Origin of the sequence: Streptomyces stoeckheimensis, assembly GCF_045822005.1 — a bacterium.
In the GTDB taxonomy this organism is placed as follows: domain Bacteria; phylum Actinomycetota; class Actinomycetes; order Streptomycetales; family Streptomycetaceae; genus Streptomyces; species Streptomyces stoeckheimensis.
On the sequence record NZ_CP169550.1, the window covers coordinates 6,642,054 to 6,658,989 of the forward strand.

General features: G+C 71.8%; 17 protein-coding genes. 11 read left to right on the plus strand and 6 right to left on the minus strand.

Annotated elements, in window-relative coordinates:
- Positions 1 to 58: 58 nt before the first annotated feature.
- Entirely contained in the window at positions 59 to 1,753 is a 1,695-nt protein-coding gene (locus tag ACE1OC_RS30080) for a DEAD/DEAH box helicase (protein ID WP_407839647.1), read from the plus strand.
- 86 nt (positions 1,754 to 1,839) lie between these two features.
- On the opposite strand, the gene ACE1OC_RS30085 is transcribed toward ACE1OC_RS30080, so the two are convergent.
- The 3 genes from ACE1OC_RS30085 to ACE1OC_RS30095 are packed head-to-tail and all read right to left on the minus strand — an operon-like array spanning position 1,840 to position 4,654.
- The gene (locus tag ACE1OC_RS30085) at positions 1,840 to 2,772 is read right to left on the minus strand and encodes a tyrosine-protein phosphatase (protein ID WP_407839648.1); all 933 of its coding nucleotides are present in this window, start codon (positions 2,770 to 2,772) and stop codon (positions 1,840 to 1,842) included.
- A 31-nt stretch (positions 2,773 to 2,803) separates the two neighbouring features.
- Positions 2,804 to 3,910 carry an NAD(P)H-dependent flavin oxidoreductase gene (locus ACE1OC_RS30090; RefSeq protein WP_407839649.1) on the minus strand — a complete coding sequence of 369 codons (1,107 nt, stop codon included), beginning with the start codon at positions 3,908 to 3,910 and terminating at the stop codon, positions 2,804 to 2,806.
- A gap of 3 nt (positions 3,911 to 3,913) precedes the next feature.
- Positions 3,914 to 4,654 (minus strand): CoA-transferase subunit beta, encoded by a 741-nt coding sequence (locus tag ACE1OC_RS30095; RefSeq protein WP_407839650.1) that lies wholly within the window; start codon positions 4,652 to 4,654, stop codon positions 3,914 to 3,916.
- 143 nt (positions 4,655 to 4,797) lie between these two features.
- Here ACE1OC_RS30095 and ACE1OC_RS30100 point away from each other — a divergent pair, with 143 nt between their 5' ends.
- Positions 4,798 to 6,021: an RNA-guided endonuclease InsQ/TnpB family protein gene (locus tag ACE1OC_RS30100; RefSeq protein WP_407839651.1), complete on the plus strand. Its 1,224-nt coding sequence runs from the start codon at positions 4,798 to 4,800 to the stop codon at positions 6,019 to 6,021.
- A gap of 11 nt (positions 6,022 to 6,032) precedes the next feature.
- On the opposite strand, the gene ACE1OC_RS30105 is transcribed toward ACE1OC_RS30100, so the two are convergent.
- Together ACE1OC_RS30105 and ACE1OC_RS30110 are read right to left on the minus strand one after the other, a co-directional pair.
- Positions 6,033 to 6,884, minus strand: a complete 852-nt coding sequence (locus tag ACE1OC_RS30105; RefSeq protein ID WP_407839652.1) for a CoA transferase subunit A — start codon at positions 6,882 to 6,884, stop codon at positions 6,033 to 6,035.
- A complete protein-coding gene (locus ACE1OC_RS30110) occupies positions 6,881 to 7,660 on the minus strand; it encodes an enoyl-CoA hydratase family protein (protein ID WP_407839653.1) in 780 nt (259 codons plus the stop codon). Before ACE1OC_RS30110 ends, ACE1OC_RS30105 begins: the two co-directional genes overlap by 4 nt.
- Positions 7,661 to 7,716: 56 nt before the next feature.
- Between ACE1OC_RS30110 and ACE1OC_RS30115 the strand changes: the two genes are divergently transcribed.
- From ACE1OC_RS30115 to ACE1OC_RS30155, 9 genes are all read left to right on the plus strand, one after another.
- A complete protein-coding gene (locus tag ACE1OC_RS30115; RefSeq protein WP_351437070.1) occupies positions 7,717 to 8,481 on the plus strand; it encodes an SDR family oxidoreductase in 765 nt (254 codons plus the stop codon).
- Between the two features lies 1 nt (position 8,482).
- Positions 8,483 to 9,391 carry an SDR family oxidoreductase gene (locus tag ACE1OC_RS30120; RefSeq protein WP_407839654.1) on the plus strand — a complete coding sequence of 303 codons (909 nt, stop codon included), beginning with the start codon at positions 8,483 to 8,485 and terminating at the stop codon, positions 9,389 to 9,391.
- 81 nt (positions 9,392 to 9,472) lie between these two features.
- A complete protein-coding gene (locus ACE1OC_RS30125; protein WP_407839655.1) occupies positions 9,473 to 10,291 on the plus strand; it encodes a hypothetical protein in 819 nt (272 codons plus the stop codon).
- A 221-nt stretch (positions 10,292 to 10,512) separates the two neighbouring features.
- Positions 10,513 to 11,295 (plus strand): 2-keto-4-pentenoate hydratase, encoded by a 783-nt coding sequence (locus ACE1OC_RS30130; protein WP_407839656.1) that lies wholly within the window; start codon positions 10,513 to 10,515, stop codon positions 11,293 to 11,295.
- A gap of 1 nt (position 11,296) precedes the next feature.
- On the plus strand, positions 11,297 to 12,214 hold the full coding sequence (locus tag ACE1OC_RS30135; RefSeq protein WP_407839657.1) for an acetaldehyde dehydrogenase (acetylating): 918 nt from the start codon (positions 11,297 to 11,299) through the stop codon (positions 12,212 to 12,214).
- Entirely contained in the window at positions 12,211 to 13,257 is a 1,047-nt protein-coding gene (gene dmpG, locus ACE1OC_RS30140; RefSeq protein WP_407839658.1) for a 4-hydroxy-2-oxovalerate aldolase, read from the plus strand. Before ACE1OC_RS30135 ends, dmpG begins: the two co-directional genes overlap by 4 nt.
- Before the next feature lie 51 nt (positions 13,258 to 13,308).
- On the plus strand, positions 13,309 to 14,448 hold the full coding sequence (locus ACE1OC_RS30145) for a Rieske 2Fe-2S domain-containing protein (protein ID WP_407839660.1): 1,140 nt from the start codon (positions 13,309 to 13,311) through the stop codon (positions 14,446 to 14,448).
- A complete protein-coding gene (locus tag ACE1OC_RS30150; RefSeq protein WP_407839661.1) occupies positions 14,448 to 14,678 on the plus strand; it encodes a hypothetical protein in 231 nt (76 codons plus the stop codon). The genes ACE1OC_RS30145 and ACE1OC_RS30150 overlap by 1 nt, the downstream gene beginning before the upstream one ends.
- The gene (locus ACE1OC_RS30155) at positions 14,671 to 15,771 is read left to right on the plus strand and encodes a 2Fe-2S iron-sulfur cluster-binding protein (RefSeq protein WP_407839662.1); all 1,101 of its coding nucleotides are present in this window, start codon (positions 14,671 to 14,673) and stop codon (positions 15,769 to 15,771) included. The genes ACE1OC_RS30150 and ACE1OC_RS30155 overlap by 8 nt, the downstream gene beginning before the upstream one ends.
- Positions 15,772 to 15,856: 85 nt before the next feature.
- Here the strand turns inward: ACE1OC_RS30155 and ACE1OC_RS30160 are convergent, their stop codons facing one another.
- Positions 15,857 to 16,738 carry an IclR family transcriptional regulator gene (locus ACE1OC_RS30160; protein ID WP_351375604.1) on the minus strand — a complete coding sequence of 294 codons (882 nt, stop codon included), beginning with the start codon at positions 16,736 to 16,738 and terminating at the stop codon, positions 15,857 to 15,859.
- Positions 16,739 to 16,936: the final 198 nt, after the last annotated feature.

Below are 16,936 nucleotides of genomic sequence, written 5' to 3' on the forward strand. Positions count from 1 at the left end.
AACCATTTGATTGCAGCGTTTTCTGTAGTACCTGCCGGTTTCAGGAGGGCTTTCTCGCATGACCAGCTCCAGCTCCGCACGACCCAGCCGCCGCCCCACCCGGGGTCGAGGTGCGGCCCAGGGACGTCCGAAGGCTGGCGCGGGACGGCAGAAGTCCGCCCCCGTAGCCAGGCCCCAAGAATTCACCATGCCCGAACCGCTGACCCCGGCCCTGCCGCCGGTGGACTCGTTCGGGGACATGGACATGCCCGAGGCGCTGCTGAAGACCCTCGCCGCCCAGGGCGTCACCGAGCCGTTCCCGATCCAGGCCGCGACCCTGCCGAACTCCCTCGTCGGCCGTGACCTGCTCGGCCGCGGCCGTACCGGCTCCGGCAAGACGCTGGCCTTCGGCCTGGCCCTGCTGGCCCGCACCGCCGGCCGCCGCGCCCAGCCGAAGCAGCCGCTCGCCCTGGTCCTCGTACCGACCCGTGAGCTCGCGCAGCAGGTCACCGACGCCATGGCCCCGTACGCCACGGCCGTCAACCTGCGCATCACGACCGTCGTCGGCGGCATGTCGATCAACCGGCAGTCCGGCGCCCTGCGCCGCGGCGCCGAGGTGCTCGTCGCCACCCCCGGCCGCCTCAAGGACCTCATCGACCGCGGTGACGCAGACCTCTCCCAGGTCTCCATCACCGTCCTCGACGAGGCCGACCAGATGACCGACATGGGCTTCATGCCGCAGGTCACCGCCCTGCTCAAGCAGGTCCAGCCCGAGGGCCAGACCATGCTGTTCTCGGCGACCCTCGACAAGAACATCGACAAGCTCGTCAAGATGTTCCTCACCGACCCGGTCGCCTTCTCCGTCGACCCGTCCGCCGGCGCGGTCAGCACGATGGAGCACCACGTCCTGTACGTCATGGACGAGACCGACAAGAAGGCCGTGGCCACGCGCATAGCCGCTCGCGACGGCCGGGTGATCATGTTCGTCGACACCAAGCGCGGGGTCGACCGCATGGTCAAGAAGCTCCTCGCCGACGGCGTCCGCGCCTCCGGCCTGCACGGCGGCCGCTCGCAGCCGCAGCGCAACCGGACCCTCGACTGGTTCAAGACGGGCGAGGTCACCGCGCTGGTCGCCACCAACGTGGCCGCGCGAGGCATCCACATCGACGACCTCGACCTCGTCGTCAATGTGGACCCGCCGACCGACCACAAGGACTACCTGCACCGCGGCGGCCGTACCGCCCGCGCCGGCGAGTCCGGCAGCGTCGTCACCCTGGTCCTGCCCGACCAGAAGCGCGACATGACCCGCCTGATGTCGGACGCCGGGATCTCCCCGCGCACCGCGCAGATCAAGTCCTCCGACGAGGAGCTCGCGCGCATCACCGGCGCCAAGGAGCCCTCGGGCATCCCGGTCGTCATGGACGTCCCGCAGGCCACCCCGCCGCGCCAGCGCTCCGCCGGCCAGGCCGGCGGCGGCTCCGGCGGTGGCGCGCGCCGCCGCTCGGGCGGTCCGCGCACCGGCTCCGGCACGGGTGCGGCTCCGGCCGCCGGGGGCGGCCGCGGCCGCCGTACCGGCGGTGGCGGCGCCGCCGGGCAGGCTCCGGCCTCCGCTTCCGGCCAGGCCCGCCGTGGCCAGGGCGGTCAGGGCGGCTCCACGGGCGGTTCCGGCGAGCGCGGCCGACGCACCGGAGGCGCCCCCTCCGGTGGTGCGGCCGCAGCTTCGGCCCGCAGCCGCGTGGGCGGCGCCGGCCAGGGACGTCGCCGCTCCGCCTGATCGGCTCGGACACGTACGAACCACTGCGCCGGGCGGCACGCGCCGCCCGGCGCAGTGGTGTTTTCCGGGTCCGGCCGGTCCGGTGCCTAGCGGACCATCTTCACCTGGAGCTTCGCCAGGGTCCGCAGGTCCAGGCCGAGGCCGTCGGTGAGGTAGCCGTAGAGGCTGCCGTAGTCGGCCTCCATCTGCGTAGTCGCCGCGTCCAGGTAGTCCTGGCGGACCTCCTGGAGCGGGATCAGCAGATCGGGGTTCTGCATCCGGCCGGATGCCTTGATGCCCGCCCGCACCTGGGCGTCGTACGCCGCGCGGAAGGTGTTCGAGGCCAGGTAGTCGCGCTCGGCCGTGGCCTTCGGGACGGCCAGGGCGTTCAGCAGGACGTAGCTCATCCAGCCCGTCCGGTCCTTGCCCGACGTGCAGTGGTACAGCAGCGGGCCCTGGTTCCCGTCGGCGATCTCGCGGAGGGTGGCCGCGAACTGCGCCCGGTTCTCGGGATTGGTCACGAACGCGCGGTAGACGTCGCGCATGTACGCCTCACCGCGGCCGCCGCCGAGCATCTGCTCCTGCTTCACGGGATCACCGCTGCCTATCGCGGACATCAGCAGCCCGTACAGGCCGTTGTCGTTGACCGGGCGGGCGGTGGAGGCCAGACCGGCGGGCAGCTTGTCGGCGCCGTCGTACTGGACCTCCATGGGGATGCGGAAATCAAGGACCTTCGTGAGGCCCAGACCGCCCACGGTGGTGATGTCCGAGGGGGTCAGCTTGCCCAGCGCATCGGAGCGGTAGACCAGTCCCTGACGAACGCGGCCTCCCGTCCAGGTGCGGTAGCCGCCGAGGTCCCGGACGTTGACCGCGCCCTGGAGGGGGATCTGGCGGATCGTTTCCGGCGACTGCGTGTGCCAGGGGTGACGCGAGGCGGCGGCACTGTCGGCCGGCGCGGCGTACGCGGCGGCGGGCAGGGTCCCGATGGCGAGGGCGGAGGCGAGCACCGCGGTCGCCAGGCGGATTCGGGCACGGCTCATCTGGGGCAACTCCTGTAACGGAGAAGGGGAATCACCCTGGTGGTGGCAGGGTGCCGAGCGGGTGAGGGGGGAGGGGGAGATGCTGTGGGGGAGTGAGGCCGTGCAGCCGTTCCAGGACGGCGTGGGCCTCGGCCATGACGCGGGTGACGAGCTCCGCACAGGACGGCAGATCCTCGATCACGCCCGCGACCTGGCCCGATGCCATGACACCGAGGTCCGTACGGCCCTCGACCATGGACGCCTTGAGGAGCATGGGGGTGTTCGCGGCGAGCAGCACCTGGCTCCAGGACAGGTCCTTTCCGTGTTTCATCGCGAGGCCGTCCCGGACCATCTCCGCCCAGGACAGGCCCGAAAGCTTCTTGAAGCCGGCCGCGTGCCGCACCGCCTTGGCCAGCGCCTTCGCCCGCCCGGCCCGCTCCAGGGAAGCGACCAGCTCGCTGCGCAGCATCCGGTGCGGGAGCCCGTCCACGGCCGTGGTGACGGTGACGTCCTTCACGGTCGCCTTCAGGTACTCGGCCTTCACCGCGTCCGGGACCGTCGAGTCGGAGGTCAGCAGGAACCGGGTGCCCATCGCGATGCCCGCTGCCCCGTAGGCCAGCGCCGCCACCAGACCGCGGCCGTCGCTGAAACCGCCCGCCGCGATCACCGGGATGTCCACCGCGTCGACCACCTGCGGCAGCAGCACGGTCGTGGCCACGTCACCGGTGTGGCCGCCGCCCTCGCCGCCCTGCACGATCACCGCGTCCGCGCCCCACGCCGCGACCTTCTCGGCGTGCCGGCGGGCTCCGATCGAGGGGATCACGACCACGCCCGCGTCCTTGAGCCGCGCGATCAGCTCCTTGGACGGGGCGAGCGCGAAGGAGGCCACCCGGACGCCCTCGTCGATGATCAGCTGCGCCCGCTCGGCCGCGTCCCCGGCGTCCGCGCGCAGATTGACCCCGAACGGGGCGTCGGTACGGGACTTGACCTCGTGGACCGCCGCCCGCAGCTGCTCCATCGTCATCGTCGCCGAGGCCAGGATGCCGAGCGCGCCCGCATTCGCCGCCCCCGACACCAGGCGCGGACCGGCCACCCAGCCCATGCCCGTCTGCACGATCGGATGCTCGACCCCGACCAGCTTGGTGAATGCCGTTTCCATCGGTCAGACCCGCACTTCCCGGTCGCGCAGGCCCTTGGGGTCGATGACCTCGCGGATCAGCCGCAGCTCCTCCGGCGTCGGCTCCCGCGTGTACGGGACGTCGTCGGCGATCGCCAGCTCGAAACCGGTGGCCGCCCGGACCTGCTCCACGGTGACGCCCGGGTGCACGGAGGCCAGGCGCATGGCGTGGTCGGGGCCGGTGAAGTCGAAGACGCCGAGATCGCTGACCACGCGGGGGAGCCGGTGGAACCGGGTCACCCCGGCCGCCTCCGCGCGGTCGTAGCCCACGCCGCTCACCATGTCGACGCGCTCGACGAACACCCGGGTGGAGTGCTTGGGGATCCAGTAGCTCACCGGATTGTTCAGGGTGTTCACCGGGGCGCCGCGCACTCCGAGGAGCTGGCGGGCCGGCTGTTCCCAGTCGCCGATGCAGGAGATGTTCTGGTTGCCGAACCGGTCGATCTGGCTGGCGCCCATCATCACGTGCCGGCGGCCTCCGGTGACCATCGTCAGGTGACGGCGGTACGGGAGCCAGCCCTCGGCCGAGCCGTCGAGCCCGACCAGCATGGCTTCGCCGTCGGTCAGCAGCAGGTCGGGGGAGAACGTCCGCTTCGCCAGCCGGGCCCCGAAGGAGGGCACCAGGCCCATCGGGCTGGCCAGCACCTCGCCGTTGTCCCGCCAGGCTTCGGCGCAGGCGATCACGCAGTACTCGGCGCGGCTGACGGCAGTTGTCGTGCTGCTCACTGGATCTCTCCCTGGATGTCTCGGGCTTCAGCCCGAGGAGGAATGGGTCCCGCCGTCGTAGGCGCGGAGCGCCGGAGTTCTCTTCGCATCTGTGGTGACCTGCGCTTTCTGGCGTTGTCAGTGGCCTGGTCTAGGTTGATCGTGTGACTGCATCTCAGGAGACGGAAGCAACCGGGCATGCCCGGTTCACCTACCGGCTTCGCGTGTCGTCGACCGCGCTCGCCAAGCTGCTGGCTGAGTGGGACCGGTGCCGGTGGATCTGGAACGAGTGCACCGCCCGGTCGAAGAAGGCCCGCGCCGAGGAGGAGAAGTGCGGTCCGGCCCGGCTGGACAAGATGCTGACCGAAGCCCGCAACCACAACACCTGGTTGGGCGACGGCAGCAGCGTTCCGCAACAGCAGCTGGTTCGCGACTTCGGGAAGTCCCGAGCCAAAGCCTTGAAGGACATCAAGGCCCGGCTGCCGATGCGACAGCGGGCGAGAATGCCCAAGTACAAGAAGAAGGCCGAGGCCGACCCGAGCCTGAACTACACGCGGCGCGGTTTCCGTATCAAGGACGGTCGTCTGTATCTCGCGGGCGGCATCGTCCTGACTGTGGTCTGGTCCCGCGACTTCCCAGCGGATCCGTCGTCTGTGCGGGTCTACCGTGACCGCCTCGGCCACTGGTACGCGTCCTTCGTCGTCCCCACCGAAGCCCAGCCGCTCCCGGAGACGGGTGCGGTGATCGGGATCGACTGGGGCGTGAGGGAGACCGCGACCACCACCAGCGACGCCCACGACCTCCCGCACCCCGAGCACGGGCTGAAGGCCGCCGCGAGGCTGGCCCGCTATCAGCGGATGATGGCCCGCCGGAAACCGGCGAAGGGCAAGCCCGGGTCGAGGGGCTACCAGGCCGCGAAGAAGCTGACGGCGAAGCTCCACAAGAAGATCGCCCGGCAACGTCAGGACACCGGCCGCAAGTGGGCCAAGACCATCGTCCGAGACCACGACGCCCTGGCGGTGGAGGACTTCCGGCCGCGCTTCCTCGCCAAGTCGACCATGGCAAGGAAGGCCGCCGACGCCGCGATCTCGGCCACCAAGCGTGAGCTGATCGCCATGGCCCGCAAACACGGACGCATCGTGCACCTTGTACACCCCGCGCACACCACCATGGACTGCGCGCAGTGCGGAGCGAGAACCAAGCACGCACTACCTCTCTCAGAACGTACCTACACCTGCACCGTGTGCGGAGCTGTGTCCTCCAGGGACAAGAACTCCGCGCGCGTGATGCTGGTCCGGGCTGGTCTCAACCCGGCTGGTGACGATCGTGTAAGAGCTGACGGACCGCAGGTCCCCAGCCAACGTGAGCCAGGAATCCCCGTCCCTTAGGGCGGGAGGATTCAATTCTGCTCCTCGTGCCAGGCCTGGACGGCCGACTGGTAGGCGTGCTCGCTGCCGCCGGAGAGGAAGCGCTCGGCGAACTCGGGCCAGGGGGTGGTCGCGTACAGCTTCTGGAAGGCCTCGTCGCGGCCGTAGTCGGGGGCGCAGGAGGTGAAGTGCGCGCCGTTCGGGGTCTCCACGACCCCGGTCACCGAGTGCCGGCTGACGAGAAGGGACTGCGGCGGCCCGGACTTGGAGAGCTCCGCGGTCTCCACGATCTGCTCGCAGGAGACGTAGGCGGCGTCGGCGGCCTCGCAGAAGAGGTCGTCGAAGTACGGGTCCGGCCCCAGGTACTGGGCGTTGCCGAGCCGGTCCGCGCGGTTGAGGTGGACCAGCGCGGCGTCCATGCGCAGGGCGGGGACCGCCACGAACTCCTCCCCGTCGGCGTACGGGGAGGTGACGGTGCGCAGCTCCGGATTGACGCGCATGACGTCGGAGCCGAGGCCGGAGCGGACCGGGAGGAAGGGCAACCGGTTGGCGGCCGCGTGCAGGCCCCACATGAACATGGCCTCGTCGAGCTCGGTGAGGGCGAAGGCACCGCTCTCGCGGGCGGCCCGGTAGTGTGGCTCCAGCGGGATGGAGTCGAGGGTGACGAAGGGGGTGACCAGCTTGCGGATCCGGCCCGCGGCGGCGAGGAGGCCGACGTCGGGGCCGCCGTACGAGATCACGGTGAGATCGGTGATCTCGGAGCGGAGCAGTGCCCGCACCAGGGCCATGGGCTTGCGCCGCGAGCCCCAGCCGCCGATGCCGACGGTCATCCCGCTGCGCAGCCGGCCGACCACCTCGTCGGGGGTCATGGTCTTGTCGGTCATACCGATTCCGCCTTAGTTCCGCTGGTTCCGGTGGGTCCGCCGCTGCCGAAGGTGTCGCGGACCCGGTCGGCCACGCCGCTGAGGTTGGCCTCGAAGGTGAAGCCCTGCTCGAAGCGGTAGCTGCGGCGCACGTCCACGGGGTCGATGCCGTTGATGGCCGCCTTGGCGAGACGGATGAGGTACCCGTCCTTCTTCGCGATCTCGGCGGCCAGCTCCAGGGCGGCCGCCCGCAGTTCGCCCGGCGGGACCACCTTCCACACCGAGCCGTGCGCGTGCAGTTCGGCCGCGGTGGCGGTGCGCGAGGTGTAGTACAGGGTCCGCATCATGTGCTGCGGGACGAGCCGGGCCAGGTGGGTGGCGGCCCCGAGGGCGCCGCGGTCCAGTTCCGGCAGTCCGAAGGTCGCGTCCTCGGAGGCGACGATGGCGTCGGCGTTGCCGACCAGGCCGATCCCGCCGCCGAGGCAGAAGCCGTTCACGGCCGCCACGACGGGGACCTCGCACTCGTAGACGGCGGCGAAGGCCTCGTAGCAGCCCCGGTTGGCGCCGATGAGCGAGGCGTGGCCGGTGTCGCGCTGCATTTCCTTGATGTCGACGCCGGCGTTGAACCCGCGGCCCTCGGCGGCGAGAACCACACAACGAACCTCGTGGTCGCGGCCGGCCGCGCGCAGGGCGTCGGCCAGGTCGTACCAGCCCTGCACGGGCAGTGCGTTGACGGGTGGGAAGTCGACTGTGACGAGTGCGATGCCCTTGTCGGGGCTTGAGGTGGAGACACCCATGAGCGGATCAGCTACCTTTCCACCAAACATTTGTTAGGTGAGGAAGGTAGCAGCCGATGGAGCTCAACGGGAGGGTTGTCGTCGTCACCGGCGGAACCCGGGGCGTCGGCGCCGGGATCGCGCGGTCGTTCCTCGCGGCGGGGGCCGAGGTCGTCGTCTGCGCGCGCCGGCCGCCGGAGGAACCGGTGGCGGTGGAGGGCCGCTCGGCGTCCTTCACCGCCGTCGACCTGCGCAATCCGGCCGCCGTGCAGGACTTCTTCGGCGCCGTCGCCCGGCGCCACGGGCGGCTCGACTGCCTGGTCAACAACGCCGGCGGAACCCCGTACCGACTGCTGGGGGAGGGCGAGGCCGAGCGCCACGCGCGCGTCGTCGAGCTCAACCTGATCGCCCCGATGACCGCCTCGGTCGCCGCGTACCCCTGGCTCCGGGAGAGCCGGGGCTCGATCGTCATGATCGGCAGCGTCAGCGGGACCCGGCCCTCGCCGGGCACCGCGGCCTACGGGGCGGCGAAGGCGGGCCTGGAGAACCTGGCCCGCTCCATGGCCGTGGAATGGGCCCCCGAGGTACGGGTCAACTCGCTGGTCCTGGGCATGGTGCGGACCGAGCTGTCGCACCTGCACTACGGCGACGAGAGCGGGATCGCGGCCGTCGGCGCGACCGTACCGCTGGGACGGCTGGCGGAACCCTCGGACGTGGGCGAAGCGGCCGTCTTCCTGGCCTCCGGCCGGGCGGGCTACGTGAGCGGGGCGAGCCTGCTCGTGCACGGGGGCGGCGAACGGCCGGCGTTTTTGGATGCGGCAACTGCGAACAAGGAGAGCTGACATGGGACTTGCCGAAGGCCGTGTGGTCATCGTGACGGGCGCCGGACGGGGGCTGGGCCGCGCCCACGCGCTGGCCTTCGCCGAGGAGGGGGCGCGGGTCGTGGTCAACGACCTCGGCGTCGGCCTGGACGGGCTCCCCGGGCCGGAGAGCCCGGCGGCGCTCGTCGTCGCCGAGATCCGGGCGAAGGGCGGGGAAGCGGTGGCGCACGGCGGCGACATCGCCACGACGGAAGGCGCGGCGTCACTGGTCGAGACGGCCGTCTCGACCTTCGGGCGACTGGACACCCTGGTCAACAACGCCGGGTTCCTGCGCGACCGGATGCTCGTGAACCTGGACGAGGACGACTGGGACGCCGTGATGCGGGTCCACCTGAAGGGGCACTTCCTGCCGCTGAAGCACGCGGCGGCCTACTGGCGGGCCGAGGCGAAGGAAGGCCGCCAGGTGGCCGCGCGGGTCGTGAACACCTCCTCGGGGGCGGGGCTCCTCGGGTCCGTGGGCCAGGGCAACTACAGCGCGGCCAAGGCCGGAATCCTCGGGCTGACCCTGGTGTCGGCCGCGGAGATGGGCCGCTACGGGGTCCAGGTCAACGCGATCGCCCCCGCGGCGCGGACCCGGATGACGGAGCAGACCTTCGCGGACACCATGGCCGCCCCGGAAGCCGGGGCCTTCGACGCGATGGCCCCCGAGAACGTGTCCCCGCTGGTGGTCTGGCTCGGCTCCGACGCCTCGGCCGGGGTCACGGGCCGCGTCTTCGAGGCGGAGGGCGGCCGCATCACGGTGATGGAGGGCTGGCGACCGGGTCCTACGGCGGACTGCGGAACGCGGTGGACTCCGTCGGAGGCGGGCGAGGCGACGACGAAGCTCCTGGCGGAGTCGGAGCCGCCCCAGCCGGTGTACGGGGCGCGGTAGCGACGGACCGGCCGTCCGCGGCCGCGGGGTCAGAAGCGGAACCAGCGCCGCCGGGGAGCCGAGAGCGCGGGATTCCACGTGATGTCCCCGGCCGCGGGCACCTCCCGGCCGTGGACACGAAGCCCACCCGGAAGGCCGGGGCTGCAGACGGCCGATCTCCTCGAAAGCGTCGTACAGCTCGGGCAGGAGCGACACGGGCAGGTCCCTCGCCGCGAGCGCGAGCAGGTGGTCGGCCTGCTCGTCCGCACCCTCGTCCCGGAGCGCGGCAACGGCGCGCGCCACCGCCGGCGGGTCGCCCGTCCAGGGGGTCGGTGCGCTGCCCCGCCACACCTCGATCTCCGAGCTGGTCTCCCGCTGGGCCTGCGCACCACGCTCGGCATCCCCTTGGAGGAGGCGCAGCTCGGATTCGTGCTGGCGCACCAGGTCCTCCAGCTCGTCGAGGCGGTGCCCGACCCGGCCCAGCTGCTCCTCCAGCTCCTGCACCTGCTGATGGGTGCCGTCCGCCCGGGCGAACGCGTCGGCGAGGCTCCCTTCGAGCCGGTCGCGGTGCTCACGCCCCCGTTCGAGCTGCTCGCGCAGGGCGGCCGGATCGCGTGCGGTCTGCACGCGGTGCTCCTCCAGCGCGATCCGGGAGGCCTCCTCCTTGTACTCGCGCGCCACCAGCGGACCCTTGGTCCGGGCGGCGGTGTAGAGCAGGTTCCACCCCTGCGCCATCCTGTCCGGATCCACGGCCTGCCGGGTGGCCAGGAGCCGGTACAGGGCCGGGAGCAGCGAGGGCCTCGGCAGGTCGGCGCCGCTCAGGAAGCGGGAGAGCCTGCTGGCGTCCACCGCGGCCCCGGGCTCGGCCTCCTTGAGCCACTTCACGATGTCCGAGGAGGACATCCCCAAGTCCTCCCCTGACCGTCGAACGGATCCCGTACCGCCTCCTCACCGTGCTCGCCACGCTCGGGGGAACCTTCGCGGGGGTGGCCTGGTACCCCCGGTAGTCCCTCCCCTCGGCCGGGACCCGAGAGGGTCCCGGCCCGAACCCCTTCCCGCTCAGCGGGAACGGGACCTCCCGTCCACCCCCGGCCCCGCCCTACCGTCTGCCGCACCACACACCACCTCAGCCGGGAGGCCCCATGCTGAACGACCCCCTCCGGCGCGAGGCCGCCGCACGGCTGCGCGGGGCGGAGCTGCGCCGGGCGCCCGTACCGCCGCTGACCGAGCTGTACGAGGGCATCGGCACCGAGGACGCCTACGAGATCCAGCTCCTCAACATCCGCCACCGCCTCGCGGCCGGCGACCGCGTCACCGGGCACAAGGTCGGGCTGTCGTCCCCCGTCATGCAGGCCATGATGGGCGTCGATGAACCCGACTACGGGCACCTGCTGCACTCCATGGAGCTGTACGAGGACACCCCGGTGCCCGCGGCCGCGTACTGCGCGCCGCGCGTCGAGGTCGAGGTCGGCTTCGTGCTCGGCGCCGACCTCCCCGGCGAGGGCTGCACCGTCGCCGACGTCCTGGCCGCCACCGAGCGGGTCGTCCCGGCCCTGGAGCTCATCGACAGCCGGATCGCCGACTGGCGGATCGCCATCGCCGACACCATCGCCGACAACGCCTCCTCCGCCGGATACGTCATCGGCGAGGGCCGCGACCCGCGCGAGCTGGACCTGAAGGCCGTCGACGCCACCCTGACCAGCGGATCCGACACCCTGGCGAGCGGCCGCAGCGACGCCGTGCTCGGCGATCCGGCAGCCTCCGTCGCCTGGCTGGCCCGTACCGTCGCCCGCTTCGGGGTCCGGCTCCGCATGGGCCACCTCATCCTGCCCGGGTCCTGCACCCGCGCCGTGGACGTGGCCGCCGGGCGGACGTACACCGCCGATTTCACCGGGCTCGGCCCGGTGTCCCTCTCCTTCTCCTGAGGTGATCACCATCAGCACGAAGACGACCGCGAAAGCGACCGCCGCCATCGTCGGCTCCGGGAACATCGGGACCGACCTGCTCTACAAGCTCCTGCGCTCCCCGCACATAGAACCCCGCTGGATGATCGGCGTGGACCCCGCCAGCGAGGGCCTGGCCCGCGCCCGCCGCGCCGGACTCGAAGCCTCCCACGCGGGCGTGGACTGGCTGCTGGCCCAGGACGAGCTGCCGGACCTGGTCTTCGAGGCCACCTCCGCCTACGTGCACCGCTCCAACGCCCCGCGCTACGCCGAACTCGGCATCAAGGCCGTCGACCTGACCCCCGCCGCCGTCGGTCCCGCGGTCGTCCCGCCCGCGAACCTGACCGCCCACCTCGACCGGGCCAACGTCAACATGATCACCTGCGGCGGCCAGGCCACCATCCCCATGGTGTACGCCGTCTCCCGCGTGGTCCCCGTCGCCTACGCGGAGATCGTCGCCTCGGTGGCCTCCGTCTCGGCCGGCCCGGGCACCCGCGCCAACATCGACGAGTTCACCCGTACCACCTCCCGGGGCATCGAGGAGATCGGCGGCGCCGCCCGCGGCAAGGCCATCATCATCCTCAACCCCGCCGATCCACCGGTCATCATGCGCGACACCGTCTTCTGCGCGATCCCCGCCGACGCCGACCGCGAGGCCATCGCGGCCTCCGTCAAACAGGTCGCCGAGGACGTGGCCTCGTACGTACCCGGCTACCGGCTGCGCACCGAGCCGCAGTTCGACGACCCCTCCCCGCTGGGCGGCGGCATGGCCCGGGTCGCGATCTTCCTGGAGGTGGAGGGCGCAGGCGACTACCTGCCGCCCTACGCCGGAAACCTCGACATCATGACCGCCGCCGCCACCAAGGTCGGCGAGGAGTTCGCGAAGGGACTGCAGACATGACGGACCGCCCGAGCCGCTCGCGCTACTCCGACACCCTCGACATCCGGATCACCGACTCCTCCCTGCGCGACGGCTCGCACGCCAAGCGCCACCAGTTCACGGGCGAGGACGTACGGTCGATCGTCTCCGCCCTCGACGGTGCGGGGGTCCCCGTCATCGAGGTCACGCACGGCGACGGACTCGGCGGGTCCTCCTTCAACTACGGCTTCTCGAAGACCCCCGAGCAGGAGCTCATCAAGATCGCCGCCGAGACGGCGCGCCACGCGAAGATCGCCTTCCTGATGCTTCCGGGCCTCGGCGTGAAGGACGACATCCGCGCCGCCCACGGCAACGGCGGCCGGATCTGCCGGATCGCCACCCACTGCACCGAGGCCGACATCTCGGTCCAGCACTTCGGGCTCGCCCGCGAGATGGGCCTGGAGACCGTCGGCTTCCTGATGATGGCCCACTCCACCACCCCCGAGAACCTGGCCCGGCAGGCACGGATCATGGCCGACGCCGGCTGCCAGTGCGTGTACGTGGTCGACTCGGCCGGCGCCATGGTCATGGACGAGGTCACCGACCGGGTCGCGGCGCTCGTCGCCGAGCTCGGCGACGACGCCCAGGTCGGCTTCCACGGCCACGAGAACCTCGGCCTGGGCGTGGGCAATTCGGTCGCCGCCGTCCGCGCCGGCGCGCTCCAGATCGACGGCTCCACCCGGCGCCTCGGCGCGGGAGCCGGGAACACGCCGGTCGAGGCCTTCGCCGCCGTCTGCCGGAAGATGGGCATCCGCACCGGCATCGACGTCCTGAAGATCATCGACGCGGCCGAGGACGTGGTCCGCCCCGTCATGGACGACGAGTGCACCCTCGACCGCATGGCCCTGCTCATGGGCCACGCCGGCGTCTACTCCAGCTTCCTCAAGCACGCCTACCGCCAGGCCGAACGCTACGGGGTCTCCGGCGCGCAGATCCTCCTGCGCGCGGGCGAACGCCGCCTCGTCGGCGGCCAGGAAGACCAGCTCATCGACATCGCCGTCGAACTCGCCGCCGAAGCCCGCTAGTCACCCACCATCCCCGCGCAGCACACCCACAACGAAGTGGAGGGCCACCCCGTGACCGCAATCGAAGAAGAGCCCCGCGTCATCGAAGCCGCCGCCGTGCCCGTGAGGTTCGCCCGCGGCTGGCACTGCCTGGGACTCGCCGCCTCCTTCAAGGACGGAACCCCGCACGAGATCCAGGCCTTCGGGACCAAGCTCGTCGTCTTCCAGGGGGCCGACTCCGGCGAGCTGAGCGTCCTGAACGCCTACTGCCCCCACATGGGCGGCAACCTCGCCCACGGCACCGTCAAGGGCGACGCCGTCGCCTGCCCCTTCCACGACTGGCGCTGGTCCGGAGACGGCCGCTGCGCCGCCATCCCCTACGCCCGGCGGGTCCCGCCGCGCGCCAGGACCCGAGCCTGGCCCTCCCTGGAACAGAGCGGCCAGCTCTACGTCTGGCACGACCCGGAGGGCAACCCGCCGCCGCCCGAGGTCACGATCCCCGTCATCGAGGGCGTCGGCGACCCCGAGTGGAGCGACTGGAGCTGGAACTTCCTGCGCGTCGAGAACTCCAACTGCCGCGAGATCGTCGACAACGTCGTCGACATGGCGCACTTCTACTACGTGCACTACGCCTTCCCGCACTACTTCAAGAACGTCTTCGACGGTCACGTCGCCACCCAGTACATGGAGTCCACCCCGCGCGGCGACGTGGACCTCGGCACCCTCTCCACCGGCGGCGGCCTGCGCTCGGACGCTTCGTACTACGGCCCCTCGTACATGATCGACAAGCTGTGGAGCGACATCGGCGGCGGCGTCGAACTCGAATCGGTCCTCATCAACTGCCATTACCCGATCGACGGGAACAGCTTCATGCTCATGTACGGGACCATCGTCAAGAAGCTCCCCGGAATGAGCGACGAACAGGCCGCCGATGCCGCCCGCCTCACCTCCGAGGGCCTCGCCGTCGGCTTCGAGCAGGACGTCGAGATCTGGAAGAACAAGACGCGCATCGACAACCCCCTCCTCACCGAGGAGGACGGCCCCGTCTACCAGCTCCGCCGCTGGTACGAGCAGTTCTACGTGGACGCCGCCGACGTCAAGGACGAGATGGTCCGCCGCTTCGAGTTCGAGATCGACACCGCCCGCGCCACCGCCGCCTGGAAGGCCGAGGTCGCCGAGAACCTCGCCCGCCGCGCGGCCGGGACCCCGTGATGACCCCCGTCGCGTGCGGGGAGTGCGGCACCCAGGTGCTGTGCGAGAAGTTCAGCTCCGCCCACACCCAGGTCCAGTGGACCGAGGAGGCCGGAGCGGTCTGCCCGCGCATCGCGGCCGAGGTCGCGGCGGGCCGGCCCAGCGCCCGCGTCCGCTCCTGCGAGGCCCTGCGCGCGGGCATCGAGGCCGCCGTCCTGGCGGGCCGCCTGGAGGTGCCGGCCGATGTCTGACACCGATGGTCGTACGAAGTCCCGCGCCGCGGAGGTACGGAGCCCGGCCCCGGCTGCCGCCCCGGGCGGAGCCGGCGGCAGGCTGCCGGTCCGCGTCACGGACCGGATCCAGGAGACCCCCGAGGCGGTCTCCCTCGTGCTCGACGCGGAACTCCCGTACCGCCCCGGACAGTTCCTCACGCTCCGGGTGCCGGGCGGCGAGGCCCGCTGCTACTCCCTGGCCGGCTCACCGCACGCGGGGGACCCGCTGCGCATCACCGTCAAACGGGTCCCCGGAGGCGTCGGCTCCGGCTGGCTGTGCCAGGACGTGCGCATCGGCGACGAGCTGGAGACCCTGCCCCCCGCCGGTACCTTCACCCCGCCCGACCTGGACCGGGACCTGCTGCTGGTGGCGGGGGGCAGTGGGATCACCCCGGTGCTGTCGATCGCGAAGTCGGCGCTCGTGGCCGGCCGGGGCCACGTCGCGCTGGTGTACGCCAACCGCGACCCCGGCTCGGTGATCTTCCGCGACGAACTGTGGGGGCTCGCCGAGGAACACCCCGGGCGGCTCACCGTCGTGCACTGGCTGGAAACCCTCCAGGGACTGCCGACCGCCCCGCAGCTGGGCCCGCTCGTGGCTCCGTACGCGCACCGCGAGACCTACCTGTGCGGACCCGCTCCGCTGATGGACGCGGCGGAGACGGCGGTGCGGGCCTCGGGCGGCCAGGGCCGGTCCATCCACCGGGAGCGGTACTTCTCCCTCAGCGGGGACGTCTTCGCCCCGGCGGTGGCGGACCCGGCGGAGGCGAACCCGGCGGAGGCGGCCCCGGACCCGGGCGGCGCGACCGCCGAGGTGGAGTTCGAGGGGGTCTGGCACACCGTCGGCTGGGGACGGCAGACCCCCCTGCTGACCGCGCTGCTCGCCGCGGGCGTCCCCGCCCCGTACTCCTGCCGGGAAGGTGCATGCAGCGCCTGCTGCTGCCGGGTGCTGGAGGGCGAGGTCAAGATGGTCCGCAACGAGGTCCTGGCCCCCGAGGACCTGGCCGAGGGCTACGTCCTGGCCTGCCAGGCCCTGCCGCTCGGCGACCGCATCCGCGTCAGCTACGACGGCTGAACGGCGCCGACGGCCGCGGGCCCGGCCCCCTGGCGAGGGGTCGGGCCCGTAGTCGTTCACTCGTGCGTTGGGATACCACTACCCACTACATCCACTCGCTGAACCGCAGCCACCCCATCATGTTGTCCATCGCCTGCGCCGAGACCGCCGGTTCCAGGTCCCGCGCCGGCGCGGCAGCCGCCCGCCCCGGCCGGCCCGGCCCGTACAGCTCCCGCCACACCGACCGCGCGCAGGCCAGTACCGCCGGCGCGAGGCGGGCCGTCTCCCGGTCGCCCCGGCAGGAGGACACCGACACGGCCGCCACGGCCCGCCCGGCGCCCCGCAGCGGAGCGGCCACGCAGGAGATGCCCCGGAAGCTCTCCTCCCGGTCGTACGCCACCCCGCGCTCGCGGACCGCCGCAAGCTCCGAACGCAGCGCCAGCGGCCGGATCAGGGTGCGTGCGGTGCGCGGGCGCAGCCCCTGCGCGAGGACGTGCTCCACCGCGGCGGGATCGCTGAACGCGAGGATCGCCTTCCCGGCGGCCGTGCAGTACGCCGGCATCCTGCCGCCGACCCGCGAGGGCACCGTGGTGGCCTCCGAGCCGCCGATCCGCTCCAGGCACACCACTTCGGCCCCGTCGAGCACCGACAGGTGCACGACCCGGCCCGTCTGCTCGTGCAGCGCGTGCAGCAGCGGCAGCGCGGCCCGGCGCAGCCGGTTGTGGTGGGAGGCGAGCGCGCCCAGCTCCAGCATCCGCATGCCCATGCGGTAGTCCCGGCCCTCGCGGTCCAGCCAGCGCAACTGCACCAGCTGGTCGAGGATCCGGTGGGCGGAGGAACGTGGGATTCCGGAGCGGCGCACGACCTCGGTGAGCGACAGCCGCGGCTGTGGACCTTCGAAGGCGCCCAGCACTTTCGCGGCCTTCTCCAGCAGCGAAAGCGGTGCGAGCTCGGTCTCCGCGACCTGCTCCATGAACTGGTCAAGCACGACAAAACCCCCTGCGTGAGGCGTTGGGGCGACCCTGCCACGCGCCCCCGGCCGGAGGGAAGCACCCGGAGGTGTCTATTTCATTCAGTAATACTTCTAGTAGTCGTTCCGAGGAGTTCCGGGGGAGTTCCGGGGGAGTTCCGAAGAGCTCGGACGAGCTTCCCGCTCAGCGGGAACAGCTCGTTCCGCGCCCGGAGC

Excerpts from the sequence above, each read along its gene's own strand:
- ACE1OC_RS30080 (WP_407839647.1), top strand. The coding sequence starts at position 59 with ATGACCAGCTCCAGCTCCGCACGACCCAGCCGCCGCCCCACCCGGGGT.
- ACE1OC_RS30085 (WP_407839648.1), bottom strand. The coding sequence starts at position 2,772 with ATGAGCCGTGCCCGAATCCGCCTGGCGACCGCGGTGCTCGCCTCCGCC.
- ACE1OC_RS30090 (WP_407839649.1), bottom strand. The coding sequence starts at position 3,910 with ATGGAAACGGCATTCACCAAGCTGGTCGGGGTCGAGCATCCGATCGTG.
- ACE1OC_RS30105 (WP_407839652.1), bottom strand. The coding sequence starts at position 6,884 with ATGACCGACAAGACCATGACCCCCGACGAGGTGGTCGGCCGGCTGCGC.
- ACE1OC_RS30110 (WP_407839653.1), bottom strand. The coding sequence starts at position 7,660 with ATGGGTGTCTCCACCTCAAGCCCCGACAAGGGCATCGCACTCGTCACA.
- ACE1OC_RS30115 (WP_351437070.1), top strand. The coding sequence starts at position 7,717 with ATGGAGCTCAACGGGAGGGTTGTCGTCGTCACCGGCGGAACCCGGGGC.
- ACE1OC_RS30120 (WP_407839654.1), top strand. The coding sequence starts at position 8,483 with ATGGGACTTGCCGAAGGCCGTGTGGTCATCGTGACGGGCGCCGGACGG.
- ACE1OC_RS30125 (WP_407839655.1), top strand. The coding sequence starts at position 9,473 with ATGTCCCCGGCCGCGGGCACCTCCCGGCCGTGGACACGAAGCCCACCC.
- ACE1OC_RS30130 (WP_407839656.1), top strand. The coding sequence starts at position 10,513 with ATGCTGAACGACCCCCTCCGGCGCGAGGCCGCCGCACGGCTGCGCGGG.
- dmpG (WP_407839658.1), top strand. The coding sequence starts at position 12,211 with ATGACGGACCGCCCGAGCCGCTCGCGCTACTCCGACACCCTCGACATC.
- ACE1OC_RS30150 (WP_407839661.1), top strand. The coding sequence starts at position 14,448 with ATGACCCCCGTCGCGTGCGGGGAGTGCGGCACCCAGGTGCTGTGCGAG.
- ACE1OC_RS30155 (WP_407839662.1), top strand. The coding sequence starts at position 14,671 with ATGTCTGACACCGATGGTCGTACGAAGTCCCGCGCCGCGGAGGTACGG.